This is a genomic window from Desulfocurvus thunnarius, from assembly GCF_055390965.1.
Window position 1 is genome coordinate 1,259,781 of record NZ_AP042411.1, and the last position, 15,007, is coordinate 1,274,787.

General features: G+C 67.4%; 8 protein-coding genes. All 8 read right to left on the reverse strand.

All coding sequences use genetic code 11. The features are described 5' to 3' along the window. Window positions 1-133: 133 nt before the first annotated feature. The gene (gene ldhH, locus ACZ5KV_RS05460) at window positions 134-2,299 is read right to left on the reverse strand and encodes an L-lactate dehydrogenase (quinone) large subunit LdhH (RefSeq protein ID WP_464241334.1); all 2,166 of its coding nucleotides are present in this window, start codon (window positions 2,297-2,299) and stop codon (window positions 134-136) included. Window positions 2,300-2,301: 2 nt separating this feature from the next. After that, entirely contained in the window at window positions 2,302-2,931 is a 630-nt protein-coding gene (locus ACZ5KV_RS05465) for a LutC/YkgG family protein (protein ID WP_464241335.1), read from the reverse strand. Between the two features lie 100 nt (window positions 2,932-3,031). After that, on the reverse strand, window positions 3,032-4,243 hold the full coding sequence (locus tag ACZ5KV_RS05470; protein WP_464241336.1) for an acetate kinase: 1,212 nt from the start codon (window positions 4,241-4,243) through the stop codon (window positions 3,032-3,034). A gap of 2 nt (window positions 4,244-4,245) precedes the next feature. Then, complete coding sequence (gene pta, locus ACZ5KV_RS05475) at window positions 4,246-6,360, reverse strand: phosphate acetyltransferase (RefSeq protein ID WP_464241337.1); 2,115 nt, start codon at window positions 6,358-6,360, stop codon at window positions 4,246-4,248. Window positions 6,361-6,424: 64 nt separating this feature from the next. Continuing rightward, a complete protein-coding gene (locus ACZ5KV_RS05480; protein WP_464241338.1) occupies window positions 6,425-7,717 on the reverse strand; it encodes a (Fe-S)-binding protein in 1,293 nt (430 codons plus the stop codon). Between the two features lie 4 nt (window positions 7,718-7,721). Further along, window positions 7,722-9,104: an FAD-binding oxidoreductase gene (locus ACZ5KV_RS05485; RefSeq protein ID WP_464241339.1), complete on the reverse strand. Its 1,383-nt coding sequence runs from the start codon at window positions 9,102-9,104 to the stop codon at window positions 7,722-7,724. Between the two features lie 112 nt (window positions 9,105-9,216). Then, the gene (locus ACZ5KV_RS05490) at window positions 9,217-10,926 is read right to left on the reverse strand and encodes an L-lactate permease (protein ID WP_464241340.1); all 1,710 of its coding nucleotides are present in this window, start codon (window positions 10,924-10,926) and stop codon (window positions 9,217-9,219) included. Between the two features lie 427 nt (window positions 10,927-11,353). Beyond that, window positions 11,354-14,998, reverse strand: coding sequence for a pyruvate:ferredoxin (flavodoxin) oxidoreductase (nifJ, locus tag ACZ5KV_RS05495; protein ID WP_464241341.1), 3,645 nt, complete (start codon window positions 14,996-14,998; stop codon window positions 11,354-11,356). Between the last annotated feature and the right edge of the window lie 9 nt (window positions 14,999-15,007).

Below are 15,007 nucleotides of genomic sequence, written 5' to 3' on the forward strand. Positions count from 1 at the left end.
GTCTGACCCGAATCATGGCCCGGAGCGGCCCCGGACGCAAGGGGGAATGCCCTCCCCCGCGCCCGGGTTCGCCCGTGGGAGCCCGGGGGCCGGGCGCATCGCGGCGCCCGGCCCCCGGCATTCCCGGCCGCCCTTAGCGGGGCTTCACGCGCTCGGCCAGTGCCTCGGCGATATGGCGCACGACGATGCCGTCGCCGCGCCGCTCCGCGCCGCCGCGAAGCTGCATGACGCAGCCCGGGCAGTCGGTGACGAGTTGGGTGGCGCCGGTCTTCTTCACGTTGTCCAGCTTCTTGTCCAGCAGGGCCTTGGACTCCTCGGGGAACTTCATGGAGAAGGTGCCGCCGAAGCCGCAGCACACGTCCTCCTCGTCGGCCACCACGTAGTCCAGCCCGGCCTTGGCCAGCAGCTCGCGCGGGGCCTTGGTCACGCCCAGGCCCCGGCACAGGTGACAGGGCGCGTGATAGGCCGTCCTGGTCTGCACGGACACGCTGGCGAAGTCGCCCTCGTCCACGCCCAGCACGTCGCGGGCGAAGGTGCTGAAGTCCACCACCTTGTCGGCAAAGCGCCGGGCCTTGTCGGCCATGCGCGGATCGCCTTCGAGCATCTTGGGGTAGGCGTGCTTGAGGTGCGAGGCGCACGAGGCGCACATGGTCACGATGTAGTCGCAGCTTCCGGGGTCGATGGCCGTGACGTTCTGGGCAGCCACGTTGCGCGCGGCCTCGGTCTCGCCCATCATGACCACGGGCAGGCCGCAGCAGCTCTGGCCCATGGGGAACTCCAGGGCCGCGCCGTGGCCCGCGAAGACCTTCACCGCCGCTTCGAGTTGCTCGGGGTACACGAAGTCCTGCACGCAGCCGGAGAACAGCGCCACGCGGTACTTGGGGTGCTCCACCACCGGGCGCAGCTTCTCCCAGCGGTCGCGGAAGGGCTTCTCGGCGATGGGCGGCAGGGCGCGGAAGTCCTGCTCCTTGCTGAAGATGAGCGGCAGGTGGCGCAGGTAGCCGGTCTTGCCGTCCACCACGGGCTTCTGGCCCCACTTGGCCGTGCGCAGCAGGGTGTGGAAGAGCTTGCGGTTGGACAACACCGTGCCCAGGAGCTTGCTGGGCAGGGGGTGGCCCTCCTCGTCCTGGATGCGTGCGTGGACTTCCTTGATCAGCCGGGGCAGGTCGATGCCCGCGGCGCAGACCTGCTTGCAGGCGCCGCAGTTGATGCAGTTCTGCACCAGGTTCTTGGCCTTTTCGCGGCCGTGGAAGAAGTAGGTCAGCAGCAGGCCGATGGCGCCGATGTAGATGTGGCCCATCTTGTGGCCGCCCACCAGACGGTAGACCGGGCAGACGTTGGCGCAGGCGCCGCAACGCACGCAGCGCAGCACCTGGCGGAAGTCGGGGTCCTTGGCCAGGGAGGAGCGGCCGTTGTCCAGGAACACGATGTGGTGTTCCTTGCGGCCCTCGGGCCCGGGGGCGCACTCGTTGGCGCCGGTGATCCAGGTCACGTAGCTGGTGATGGCCTGGCCCGTGGCGTTGCGCGGCAAGGCCTTGATGACGCGCAGGGCGTCGTGCAGGGTCGGGGTCAGCTTGTCCAGCCCGGCCAGGGCCACGTGGATGCGCGGCAGGGTCGTCACCAGCCGGGCGTTGCCCTCGTTGGTGATGAGCCCGATGCCGCCGGTTTCGGCCACGGCGAAGTTGGCGCCGGAGATGCCCATGTCGGCGGTGGCGTAGTGGGTGCGCAGCTCGCGCCGGGCGACCTTGACCAGCTTCTCGATGTCCACTTCCTGCTTCTGGCCGGTCACGTCGGTGAACAGGTCGGCCACCTGATAGCGCGAGAGGTGGATGGCGGGCATGACCATGTGCGAGGGGCCTTCGTGGCGCAACTGGATGATCCATTCGCCCAGGTCGGTCTCGACCACCTCGAAGCCGTCGGCCTCCAGATGGTGGTTGAGCAGCGTCTCCTCGGCGGTCATGGACTTGGACTTGACGATCTTCTTCACCCCGCCCTCGCGGGCGATGCGGGCGATGATCTCGTTGGCCTCGGCGGCGGTGCGCGCCAGATGGACGTGCACGCCGTTCTTCTCGGCCTTGGCCTTGAACTCGGCGAACAGCTCGTCCAGGCGGGCCACGGCGGCGTCCTTGGCGTCGGCGATCTCGGCGATGAGCTCGCGCTCGTTCATGTCCGCGAAGGCGTTGGCGCGGTTGGTGCGGTAGGCCACGGCAAAGGCGTCCATGGCCTTGCGCAGGAATTCGTCGTCCATGGCCTGACGGCACTGGGAGCGGTATTCCGCAAGGGTCTTGGCTTGCTGCATGACTACTTGTCCTCCAGGAGCAGGATGTGCAGTTCCAGCGGCCCGTGGACGCCCAGGGCCAGCACGCGCTCGATGTCGGCTGTGCGCGAGGCGCCGGTGATGAAGGCCACGTAGTTGGGGCCGCCTCCCATAAGCTTGAGCACCTCGGCCTCGGCCTCGTAGGAGGTCGCCCGCAGGCGCGATTTGGGCAGCACGGCCACGTGGACCTCGGCGATCATGGTCGTCAGGCGCACTTCCTCGCTGGAGGAGTCGAGCACCAGCGAGCCGGTTTCGGCGATGCCCAGGTCACAGACGGTGAAGCCGATGTCGATGCCCGCCAGCCGCGAGCGCATGCCCGCGTCGATCAGCTCGAAGCCTTTGTCCTTGCACAGCTTGGCGAAGGCGGTGAAATCCTTCTTGTTCAAGGCGGGCGCGGCGATGACCTTGGTCTGCTTCTCGCCGCACAGGGCCTGGCCCTCGCCGGACAGGGGCAGCTCGCAGCCCGAAACGAGAAGCTGGCAGGCCTCCTTCTTGTCGCACAGTTCCACGGCGTACTCGAAGGCCTCCTTGAGGCTTGCGACCTCGGAGACCTTGGCCGACACCGCCGTGGCCTTCTTGACGAAGGTCTCCTGGGCATTGGTCGTGGTCGTCATAGTGGATACTCCCTTTGCGGCGCGAAGCCCCCCGGAGCCCGGAGCGTTCCGGGCGCCGGGGGGCGGGCGCCGGTTGTTTCCGTTCCCGCTCTTGCCTCGGCTAGGTCGTGCGCAGGACCTCCACGGTCGTGCGCGCGATTTCCAGCTCTTCGTTGGTGCGCACCACAAGCACGTCCACCCGGCTTTCGGGGGCGGCGATGCGCATCCATTCGCCCGCGCGGCCCGCGTTGGCCGCCGGGTCCATGACGATGCCCAGGTTCTCGAGCCCTTCGAGAACCCCGGCCCGCACGTCGGGGTCGTTCTCGCCGATGCCCGCAGTGAAGACCACCGCGTCCACCCGGCCCAGGGCCGCGAAGTAGGCGCCGATGTATTTGCGGATGCGGTAGGTGAACATCTCGAAGGCCAGTTGGGCCCGCTCGTCGCCCTTGGCCCGGGCGGCGTGGATGTCGCGCATGTCGTTCATGCCGCAGATGCCCTTCAGGCCGCTTTGCTTGTTGAGCATGGCGTCGATTTCCTTGACGCCCATGCCCGTCTGCTCGGCGATGAAGGGGATGATGGCCGGGTCGATGTCGCCGCAGCGGGTGCCCATCATCACGCCGGCCAGGGGCGTCAGGCCCATGGAGGTGTCCACGCAGCGCCCGGCCTTGACGGCGGACAGGCTGCACCCGTTGCCCAGGTGGGCGATGATGCAGTTCAGCTCCGCCGGGGCCTTGCCCAGGATGCGCGCGGCCTCCTTGGCGACGAACTTGTGGGAGGTGCCGTGAAAGCCGTAGCGCCGGATGCGGTGGCGCTCGTACATCTCGTAGGGCAGCGGGTAGATGAAGGCCTCGCGCGGCATGGTCTGGTGGAACTCGGTGTCGAACACGGCCACCTGGGGCACGCCGGGCATGAGCTCCTGGGCGACCTCGATACCGGCCAGGTTGGCCGGGTTGTGCAGCGGCCCGATGGGGATGTTGGCGCGGATGGCGTCCTTCACGGCGTCGTCCACGGCCATGGGCATGTACAGCGTCTCGCCGCCCTGGAGCACGCGGTGGCCGACGGCGTAAATCTCGCCCATGTCGGCGACGGCGCCCAGTTCGGGGTCGGTCAGCAGGCCCACCAGCAGGTTCATGCCCTGCTTGTGGTCGGCAATGGGCTGTTCGATGGTCTTCCTGGCCTCGGCGTCCGTGCCGGGGGCCTTCTTGTGGGTCAGCGAGCCCATGGGCTCGCCGATGCGCTCGACCACGCCCGAGGCCATGACGGCCCGGGTCTCCATGTTCAGGAGCTGGTATTTGATGGACGAGCTTCCGGAATTGATGACAAGCACTTGCATGACTAGATGAGCCCCTTCTCGGCCTGGGCCTGGATGGCGGTGATGGCCACGGTGTTGACGATGTCGGGCACGGTGCAGCCGCGCGAGAGGTCGTTGACGGGCTTGTTCAGGCCCTGGAGCACCGGGCCGATGGCCACGGCGCCCGCGCTGCGCTGCACGGCCTTGTAGGTGTTGTTGCCGGTGTTCAGGTCGGGGAAGATGAAGACCGTGGCGCGCCCGGCCACGTCGGAGCCGGGCATCTTGGCCTTGGCGACCTCGGGGTCCACGGCGGCGTCGAACTGGAGCGGCCCCTCGATGGGGAAGCGTCCGGCGGCGCGCTCGCGGGCGATCTCCGTGGCGCGGGTGACCTTTTCCACTTCCTCGCCCGAGCCGGACTTGCCGGTGGAGTAGGACAGCATGGCCACGCGCGGCTCGATGCCGAAGACCCGGGCCGTCTCCGCCGAGGACAGGGCGATTTCGGCCAACTGCTCGGCGTTGGGGTTCGGGATCACGGCGCAGTCGCCGTAGACGTGCACCCGGTCGCGCAGGCACATCAGGAACACGCTGGACACCAGCCCCGCCCCGGGCTTGGTCTTCACGAACTCGAAGGCCGGGCGGATGGTGTGGGCCGTGGTGTTCTCCGCGCCGGAGACCATGCCGTCGGCCTGGCCCAGGTGGACCATCATCGTCCCGAAGTAGGTCGGGTCGAGCATCCGGTCGCGGGCGTCCTCCTCGCGGATGCCCTTGTGCCTGCGGGCCTCGAAGTAAGCCTGGGCGTACTGGTCCAGCAGCGGGCTGGAGTTGGGGCACACGAAGTCCACCCCCGGGCCCAGGGCCAGGCCCAGCTCGGAGATGCGCGTCTCCATGCGCGCGCAATCGCCGAGCAGCACCAGCTCGGCCACGCCCCGGCGCGACAGGATGTCCGCCGCGCGCAGGATGCGCTCGCTCTCGCCCTCGGGCAGCACGATGCGCATCTTGTGCGACTTGGCGCGCTCCACCAGGGTGTACTCGAACATCTTGGGCGTGACCTTGCCCGAGCGGACCTGGCCCAGGCGCTCGCGCAGCTCGGCCACGTCCACGCAGGCCTCGAAGTTGCCCAGGGCCGAGGCGATCTTGCGCTCGTCCTCGGGGGCGATGCGCCCGTAGAGCTCGGAGAGCAGCCGCGTGGTCTTGAAGGTGTTGCCCTCGGCGCAGAGGATGGGCACGGGCACGCCCGTCCAGCCCTCGATGAGCCGGTGCACGTTCACCGAGGGCGTGAGCCCGCCGGTGAGCAGGATGCCGGAAATGTCGGGGTACGAGGACGACAGCCGGGAGGCCAGGCTGGCCAGGATGATGTCCTCGCGGTCGCCGGGGGTGATGATCAGGCTGCCCTGCTGGATGTACTCCAGGAAGTTGCCCACCTGCATGGCGGCGATGACGTAGTCCTCGACCAGGGTGTCCAGGCGGCCGTGGCCGTAGAGCACGTCGGCCGCGAGCCACTTGCGCACGTCGCCCATGGTCGGGTTGCCCAGGCTGGCGTCCTCGGGAATGGTGTAGACCAGAAGCGGCTGCTTGGTGCGCAACTGGCTGCGCAGGCCCTGGGCGATGGAGGCGGCTGCGGGGCCTTCCACGCGGTTGACCACGCAGGCCACCAGATCCAGGCCCTTTTCCTCCAGGGCCTCGATGATGAGCTGGGTGGAGTCCAGGACTTCCTTCTCGCCCTTGCCGCGACCGCTGGCGACCAGCAGCACCGGCGCGCCCAGGTTGGCGGCGATGTCGGCGTTGATCTCGAACTCGAAGGCCGGGTTCTGGCCCTGAAAATCGGTGCCCTCGCAGAGCACGAAATCGTACTCGGCCTCCAGGGCCTTGTACTTGTTCAGAATGTTTTCCAAAAGCAGCGCGTGGCGCCCGGTGTTGATGAGCTGGCGCGCCTCGCTCAGGGTGTAGGCGAAGGTCGCCTCGTAGGGCACGTCAAGGTTGTAGTGGGTCAACAACAGACGAATGTCGTGATCGGGCTTGCCGTCCACATTGTCGTTGATGATCGGCCTGAAGAAGGCCACCTTGCGGACCTTGCCTAGGAGCAGTTGCATCACGCCCAACGCGATGGCGGATTTGCCGCTTCGCGTCTCCGTGGCCGTGATGTAGAGGTTGTTGGACATTGCTTTTCGTTCTCCTTGTCCTTTGAAGCGACCGGGGCGGGCAACACGCCCGCCCCGGCCCGGATCAGTCGATGGTTTCCGCGTATATCTCCACGGGGTGGCGCACCGCGATGCGGTCGCCAGCCTGAGACAGCATATCGCTTATCTGCATCATGCACGCAGGGCAACCCGTGGCGACCACATCGGCCTTGGAGGCCACGATGTTGTCGCGCTTGCGGCGGCCGATGCTGCGCGACACCTCGTAGTGCGCCAGGTTGAAGCTGCCGCCGCAGCCGCAGCAGCGGTCGGCCTCGGCCATCTCCACCAGCTCGTACTCGCGGTTGGCGGCCAGAAGCGTGCGCGGCTGCTTGCGCACGCCCAGGCTCTTGGCCAGGTGGCAGGGGTCGTGCACGGTGACGCGCGTGCCCCCGGTGGGCTTGTCCACGGCGGTGACGCCGACCTTGTCCACCAGGAACTGGTTCACGTCCATGGCCTTTTCGGACATGGCCAGCACCTGGGCCCTGGTGGTGGGGTCGAAGCCGTCCACGAACTTGGGCCACAGTTCCTTGATGGTCGCCGTGCACGTGGCGCACGGGGTGATCAGCACGTCGTAGCTGCCCTTGGCGAAGACCTTGGCGTTGGCCGCCACGAGCTTCTCGTAGGACTCGCGGTCGCCCGAGGACAGCGCGGGGATGCCGCAGCAGGACTGCCCGGCGGGCAGGTAGACGCCCACGCCGTGGTGGGCCATGACCTTCAGCACCGCGTGGCCGACGCGCGGAAACATCTTGTCCACCACGCAGCCGGGGAAGAAGGCCACCTTGAGCCCCGAGGCGCCGGGGGCCGTGTCCAGCGAAGGCACGGCGCTGTGCAGCGGCTCCTTGGCCAGGGACAGGAAGTGCCGGTCGCCGATGACCGGCGAGAGCCACTGCGAGCACGACGAGCCGATGAGGTCGTTCACAGGCCTGCTGAACACGCCCTGGAAGCGCGCCGCGATGCTCACCAGCGAGTTGAACAGCGCCGGGCGGGTCAGCATGCCCTTGAGGATCACCTTCTTGACCGGAGACAGGCCCATGTAGGTGTTCACGATGATGCGGGCCTTGAGGAAGATGTCCATGATCTTCACGCCGCTGGGGCAGTTGGCCGCGCAAGACCCGCACAGCAGGCACTTGTTGAGCTTCTCCTGCACGCCCTTGGCGTCGGCGATCATCTCCTTGGCCAGGTTTTCCAGCAGCGCGATCTTGCCGCGCGTCACGTCCGCCTCGTTGAGCGACTCCGCGAACACCGGACAGACCGCCTGGCACATCCCGCACTTCATGCAGGCCACCATCTGGTCGTCCAGCTCCTGGAGCATCTGGGCGAGCTTGTGCAAATCGGCCATTCCCTTACCCTCCGATGATCTTGCCGGGGTTCAGGATGCCCTTGGGATCCACGGCCTTTTTGAGTGCCTTGGCGTAGGCGATGGTGGCGGCGGAGGTCTCCTTCTCCAGCCACTTGGCCTTGGCCAGGCCGATGCCGTGCTCGCCCGACAGGGTGCCCTTGAAGGACAGGGCCACGTCGAAGATCTCGTCCACGGCCTCTTCCACGCGGTGGAACTCGTTCTTGTCGCGCTTGTCGCACATGATGGTCGGGTGCAGGTTGCCGTCGCCCGCGTGGCCGAAGGTGCCGATGGTCAGATCGTACTTCTTGGCGATGGCGTTGATGGCCTTGATCATGGCCGGGATCTTGGAGCGCGGCACGGTGGCGTCCTCGAGCACGGTGGTGGGCTTGGCGCGGGCCAGGGCGGGCAGCGCGGCGCGGCGGGCCTCCCACAGCTTGTTGCGCTCGGCCTCGTCCTTGGCGGCCTTGACATCGGTGGCGCCGGTCTTTTTGCAGATGGCCACCACCTTCTCCGCCTCTTCTGCCACCTGACCGGGGTGGCCGTCCACCTCGATGAGCAGGATGGCCTGGGCGTCGCGGGGCAGACCGGCCTTGGTGAAGTCCTCCACCAGGTTGATGGTCACGTTGTCCAGCAGCTCCAGGGTGCAGGGCACGATCTTGGCGGCGATGATGGCCGCCACGGTGGCCGAAGCCTTGTCCACGTCGTCGAACAGGGCCATCATGGCCTTGTTGGCCGCCGGCGGCGGCACGAGCTTCAGGATGATCTCGTTGAACACGCCCAGGGTGCCCTCGCTGGCCACCTGGAGCGCCGAAAGGTTCAGGCCGGTGACGCACTTGACCGTGCGCGAGCCGGACTTGACCAGTTCGCCGTTCACGTCGAAGAAATCGACGCCCATGACGTAGTCCTTGGTCACGCCGTACTTCAGGCCGCGCAGGCCCCCGGCGTTCTCGGCCACGTTGCCGCCCAGGGTGGACACGGCCTGGGAGCCCGGGTCCGGCGGGTAGAACAGGCCGCGCTTGGCGACCTCGGCGGCGAACTTCGCGGTGACCACGCCGGGCTGGACCACGGCGTACAGGTCCTCCTCGTTGATCTCCACGATCTTGTTCAGGGCGTTGGTCAGCAGAACGATGCCGCCCTTGTGGGGAATGGTGCCGCCCGAAAGGTTGGTTCCGGAACCGCGCGGAGTGACGGGCAGTCCGTTCTCGTTGCACAGCCGCACGACCTTGCCCAGCTCCTCGCTGGTGGTCGGGCGCACGGCAAATTCGGGAACAACCGGGTCGAGGACGGCGGAATCGTAGGAGTACGAGTGCCGGTCGGCCTCGCTCTCCAGCACGTTTTCCTTGCCGACGATGGCCTGGAATTCCTTGATCAACGCATTGCTGGGCATGGGACTCACTCTCCTGGAATCGCAGGGGTTCCGTATGGGTTGGAGTTGTCCGCCGGGGCCGGGCGGGCCCGGCCCCGGCGGATTCTTTCAATTGCCTGTCAGCGTGCCGGGCCTAGTACAGGTGCGGCAGGAACACGAAGGACATCAGGCTGGCCACGATGCCCACGACGATGCCGTAGAGCAGGAAGGGCCACACGGTGCGGCGCAGGATCGGGCCTTCCATGCCGGACAGACCCACCACGGCGCACACGGCCACGATGTTGTGGATGCAGATCATGTTGCCCATGGCGCCACCGGCGGCCTGGGCGGCCACGATGATCTGGCGCGGCAGGTCGAGCTGCGCCGCCACGCCCCACTGGAACTCGGCGAACAGCAGGTCGGACACGGTGTTGGAGCCGGTGATGAACGCACCCAGGCCGCCCACGTAGGAGGCGAACATGGGCCAGGCGTTGCCCGCGATGCCCGCCACGGCCTGGGCCATGGCCAGCGGCATGGAGGGGTAGCCGCCGGGGTTCAGGGCCGCGTCGGCCACGCCGGAACCGCGGAATATGGACACCAGGGCCACGGCGAAGAACAGGGCGATGGTCGGGTTCTTCATCTTGGCGAAGGACTCAACCCAGGCCTTCTTGGCCTCGGCGCCGGGCATGCCGTGGATGGCGATGGTCAGCAGGGCCACCAGCATGAACGGAATGGTGCCGGGCAGGTAGAGGTAGTCGATGGAGGCGGACACGCCCTTGAAGCCCAGGATGTCGGCGAAGAGAATCTTCTGCGACGCCAGCCAGCCCTTGAGGCCCAGCTCGGGGATACGGGTCAGCACCAGGATCAGGCCGATGAGGATGTAGGGCAGCCAGGCCTTGAACTGGCTCATGTGGGCCTTGAACTCGCAGGTGTCGGAACCCTTGATCTCACCGGTCCATTCGGGATCCCACTTCTCGGTGGGGCCGAAGTCCCAGGTTTCCTTGGGCACGCAGAAGCCCTTCTTGGCGCCGGCGATGATGATGCCCAGGCCGACCAGACCGCCGATGAGCGACGGGAACTCGGGGCCGACCAGCCAGGCGAAGACCAGGTAGGGCACCACGAAAGCCACGGCGGCGAACACGCAGAACTGCCAGGCCTTGAAGCCGTCGCTCCAGGAGCGCTTGGGCCCGAAGAAGCGGGTGATGAAGCCGAGCATGAAGATGGGCAGGAGGAAGATCATCGGCAGGTGCAGCAGGGTCGCCCAGTGGCCGATGACGGCGTTGAACTCGCCCATGGAGGTGAAGTTCAGGCCGGGCACGGTGTTCACCGCTTCGGTGACCAGCGGGTTCAGGAACTTCAGGCCGAGCAGGATGGGCGTGCCCACCGCGCCGAAGGTCACGGGGAAGGAGTTGAACACCAGGCAGATGACCGCGGCGGCCAGGGGCGGGAAGCCCAGGCTGAGCAGCAGCGGGGCAGCCAGGGCCGCCGGGGTGCCGAAGCCGGCCGCGCCCTCGATGAAGGCCGCGAACATGTAGCCGATGATGATCGCCTGCACGCGCCGGTCGGCGGAGACGTTCTGCATCCCGTACTGGATGGTCTCCATGCCGCCGGAGTATTTGAGGGTGTACAGGATGACGATGGCGCCGAAGACGATAATCAGGATGCCGATGGCCGTGACAATGCCCTGCAGAGTCAGGGCCGTCAGGTAGCTCACGGGCAGATTCCAGACCGTCAGGCCGCCCAGGACGCACACAAACCAGGCCAGGGGCATGGCTTTGGTGGCGGGCCAGCGCATGCCCACCATCAGGACCAGGGCCACTGCGATGGGCAGGGCCGCAACCAGTGCCAGAACACCAATTGACATAACAGGCTCCTTGAAAGGGGTTGAAGGTGAACGAAAAGCGAGACCCATTAAACAAGGAATGTGCCAAGTGGCGTGATGGCGAGAAGAGCAAGTGATACCGGAGAGATAGAGGAGGCACGCCATATGGGGCCACAGATGCGGGGCGGCACCGTCCGGAAAAACGGACACCCGGGCGCCGGGCGGCGCCCTCCCCGCCGGGGCCGGAGCCCGGCACGGCGGCCCCTGGCCCCCGGGGCCGCCGCGGAAGGTCGATTTGCGCCAATACTATCAAAGTGTGCGTCGATGGCAACCTGCGTCCCCGTTTTCGGACGCGGGGCCCGCGTCCGGAAAAACGGACTGCCGCGCGAAGGACAAAAAAACGGGGCGGCGCCGTGGCGCCGCCCCGTGTGAAGGCGGATTCCGGGGTCAGGCCCCGGGGTCGGCCAGGCTACTTGCCCGCCCGGCCATCGTCGCAGGGCTCGCCCGCCTTGGGGGCGTGCTCGGCGACGGCGGCAACCTCGCAGCCCTCGCCCTTTCCGGCGGGAGCCTTGGCGGGCTTGCCCGCGCCGGTCGCCGTGACGGGCGCGGCCTCGGCCATGTTGCGCAGCATCTCATAGCGCACGAGGTAGTCGGCCTCGATGCGCGCGCGCAGCTTCTTGGACTCCTCGGGGAAGCTCCGCTCGAGCTGGCCGTAGCGGTTCTCGCCGGAGAGGAACTCCTGGAGCGTGCCGTCGGGGGCCTTGGACTCCAGGATGAACGGGTTCTTGCCCTCGTCGGCGAGCTGCGGGTTGAAGCGGTACAGCGGCCAGTAGCCGGACTTCACGGCCAGCTCCTGCTCGAGCTGGGTCTTGCCCATGCCCTTGCGGATGCCCTGGTTGATGCACGGCGCGTAGGCGATGAGCAGCGAGGGGCCGGGGTAGGCCTCGGCCTCGGCCAGGGCCTTCATGAACTGCTGCTTGTTGGCGCCCATGGCCACGGAGGCCACGTACACGTAGCCGTAGGTCATGGCCATGCGGCCGAGATCCTTCTTGCCGGTCTTCTTGCCCGAGGCGGCGAACTTGGCGATGGAACCCACCGGGGTGGCCTTGGAGGACTGGCCGCCGGTGTTGGAGTACACCTCGGTGTCCAGCACCAGGACGTTGACATCCTCGCCGGAGGCCAGGACGTGGTCCAGGCCGCCGTAGCCGATGTCGTAGGCCCAGCCGTCGCCGCCGAAGATCCACACGGACTTCTTGGTGAACAGATCTTCCATGGCCGCGATTTCGCGCAGGGACTCGGGGCCGTGGCAGGTGCAGACCATGTCGCGGATCTGGTCGCCGTATTCGCGGGACTTCTCGGCGTCGTCCTTGTTCTCCAGCCAGCCGCGCATGGCGGTGGCCAGCTCCTCGGGCAGTTCGCCCTCCAGGGCCTTGCCCACGAGCTGGGCCAGCTTGGCCCGGCGCTGCTTCACGGCCATGCCCATGCCGAAGCCGAACTCGGCGGCGTCCTCGAACAGGCTGTTGCCCCAGGTGGGGCCGTAGCCGTCGCGGTTGACGCAGTACGGCGTGGTCGGGGCGCTGGCGCCCCAGATGGAGGAGCAGCCCGTGGCGTTGGCGACGATCATCCGCTCGCCGAAGAGCTGGGTGATGACCTTGACGTAGGGCGTTTCGCCGCAGCCCGCGCAGGCGCCGGAGAACTCCATGAGCGGCGTGTAGAGCTGGCTGCCCTTGACGGTGTCGCGCTTGAACAGGCCTTCCTTGGGCGCGATGTGCGCCTCGGCGAAGGCCAGGTTGGGCACCTGCCCGGGGGTCTGGGTGTCGATGGGCCGCATGACCAGGGCCTTCTCCTTGGCCGGGCAGATGTCGGCGCAGTTGCCGCAGCCCAGGCAGTCCTCGGAGTAGACCTGGATGCGGAAGTGCATGCCTTTGACTTCCTTGCCCTTGGCTTCCAGGGTGGTGAAGGAGGCCGGAGCGCCTTCGAGCTCCTCGGCGGTGGCCAGCACGGGGCGGATGGCCGCGTGGGGGCAGACGAAGGAGCACTGGTTGCACTGGATGCAGTTGTCGGCGATCCACTCGGGCACGTTGATGGCCACGCCGCGCTTCTCGAACTGCGAGGTGGCGACGGGGAACAGGCCGTCGGGCTCGAAGGCCGACACGGGCAGGCCGTCGCCCTTCTGGGCCAGGATGGGCCGGACCACGTTCTTGATGAAGTCGGGATCGGCGTCGTGGGCGGCGGCGGCGTCACCGGCCTGGGCCCAGGCGGCGGGCACGGCGATCTCGTGCAGGGCGCCCACGGCGGCGTCCACCGCGGCGTGGTTCATGTTGACGATCTTGTCGCCCTTCTTGCCGTAGGTCTTCTTGATGGCGTCCTTGAGCAGGGCCACGGCCTTCTCGAAGGGCAGCACGCCCGCCAGCTTGAAGAAGGCGGTCTGCATGACCATGTTGATGCGCCCGCCCAGGCCGGCCTCGGAGGCGATCTTCACGGCGTCCACGGTGTAGAACTTGAGCTGCTTGCGGGCGATGTCGCGGCGCAGAGCGGCGGGCAGCTTCTCGTCCATCTCCTCCACGGTCCAGGGGCAGTTGAGCACGAAGGTGCCCCCGGTCTTGATGCTGGCCAGCAGGTCGTACTGGTTCACGTAGGCCGGGTTGTGGCAGGCCACGTAGTCGGCGCTGGTGACCAGGTAGGTGGACTGGATGGGCTTCTCGCCGAAGCGCAGGTGCGACACGGTGATGCCGCCGGACTTCTTGGAATCGTAGGCGAAGTAGCCCTGGGCGTAGAGGTCGGTGTTGTCGCCGATGATCTTGATGGCGCTCTTGTTGGCGCCCACGGTGCCGTCGGAGCCCAGGCCCCAGAACTGGCACTGCACGGTGCCCGCCGGGGTGGTGTCGATGACTTCCTCCACGTCCAGCGAGGAGTGGGTCACGTCGTCCACGATGCCCACGGTGAAGTGGTTCCTGGGCTGGGTGGCCAGCATGTTGTCGTACACGGCCTTGCCCATGGCCGGGGTGAACTCCTTGGAGCCCAGGCCGTAGCGCCCGGCGACGAGGGTCGGGGCGCTGCCGTGCTGCATGAAGGCGGTGCACACGTCCTGGTAGAGCGGGTCGCCCAGGGCGCCCGGCTCCTTGGTGCGGTCGAGGATGGTCACGCAACCGCAGGTGGCGGGCAGGGCGGCCAGGAAGGCCTCGGTGACGAAGGGGCGGAACAGGCGAACCTTGAGCAGGCCCACGCGCTGGCCCTGGGCGTTCAGGTAGTTGACCACCTCTTCCAGGGTCTCGCAGGCGGAGCCCATGGCGATGACCACGCGGTCGGCCTCGGGGTGGCCCACGTAGTCGAACAGGTGGTACTTGCGCCCGGTGATGGAGGTGACCTTCTTCATGCTGGAGGTCACGATGCCGGGCACGTCGTTGTAGTAAGGGTTGGCGGCTTCGCGGCCCTGGAAGTAGATGTCGGGGTTCTGGGCGGTGCCGCGAATCTCGGGGTGCTCGGGGTTCATGCCCCGGGCGCGGAAGTCCTCGATGGCCTGCCAGTTGACGATCTTTTTGATGTCCTCGTAGTCGATGACCTCGACCTTCTGGATCTCGTGGGAGGTGCGGAAGCCGTCGAAGAAATGCAGGAAGGGCACGCTGGACTCGATGGCCGACAGGTGGGCCACCAGGGCCATGTCCATGGCCTCCTGGACCGAACCGGAAGCCAGCATGGCGAAGCCGGTCTGGCGGCAGGCCATCACGTCCTGGTGGTCGCCGAAGATGGACAGGGCGTGGGCGGCGACGGCGCGGGCGGTGACGTGGAACACGCCGGGCAGCAGCTCGCCGGAAATCTTGTACATGTTGGGAATCATCAGGAGCAGGCCCTGGGAGGCGGTGAACGTGCTGGTGAGCGCGCCGCCGGCCAGCATGCCGTGGACCGCGCCCGCGGCGCCCGCCTCGGACTGCATCTGCTTCACGTCGCAGGTCTGCCCGAACAGGTTCAGGCGGCCCTGGGCGGCCCAGTCGTCGGCCAGCTCGCCCATGGGCGTGGACGGGGTGATGGGGTAGATGGCGGCGCAGTCGGACAGCGCATAGGCGATATGCGCGGCCGCGGTGTTGCCGTCCATCGTCTTCATGTTTTTCGACATAGGTACCTC

What these genes read in the sequence shown, in the direction of transcription:
- ACZ5KV_RS05480 (WP_464241338.1), bottom strand. Translation starts at nt 7,717, where the DNA reads ATGGCCGATTTGCACAAGCTCGCCCAGATGCTCCAGGAGCTGGACGAC.
- ldhH (WP_464241334.1), bottom strand. Translation starts at nt 2,299, where the DNA reads ATGCAGCAAGCCAAGACCCTTGCGGAATACCGCTCCCAGTGCCGTCAG.
- ACZ5KV_RS05485 (WP_464241339.1), bottom strand. Translation starts at nt 9,104, where the DNA reads ATGCCCAGCAATGCGTTGATCAAGGAATTCCAGGCCATCGTCGGCAAG.
- pta (WP_464241337.1), bottom strand. Translation starts at nt 6,360, where the DNA reads ATGTCCAACAACCTCTACATCACGGCCACGGAGACGCGAAGCGGCAAA.
- ACZ5KV_RS05465 (WP_464241335.1), bottom strand. Translation starts at nt 2,931, where the DNA reads ATGACGACCACGACCAATGCCCAGGAGACCTTCGTCAAGAAGGCCACG.
- nifJ (WP_464241341.1), bottom strand. Translation starts at nt 14,998, where the DNA reads ATGTCGAAAAACATGAAGACGATGGACGGCAACACCGCGGCCGCGCAT.
- ACZ5KV_RS05490 (WP_464241340.1), bottom strand. Translation starts at nt 10,926, where the DNA reads ATGTCAATTGGTGTTCTGGCACTGGTTGCGGCCCTGCCCATCGCAGTG.
- ACZ5KV_RS05470 (WP_464241336.1), bottom strand. Translation starts at nt 4,243, where the DNA reads ATGCAAGTGCTTGTCATCAATTCCGGAAGCTCGTCCATCAAATACCAG.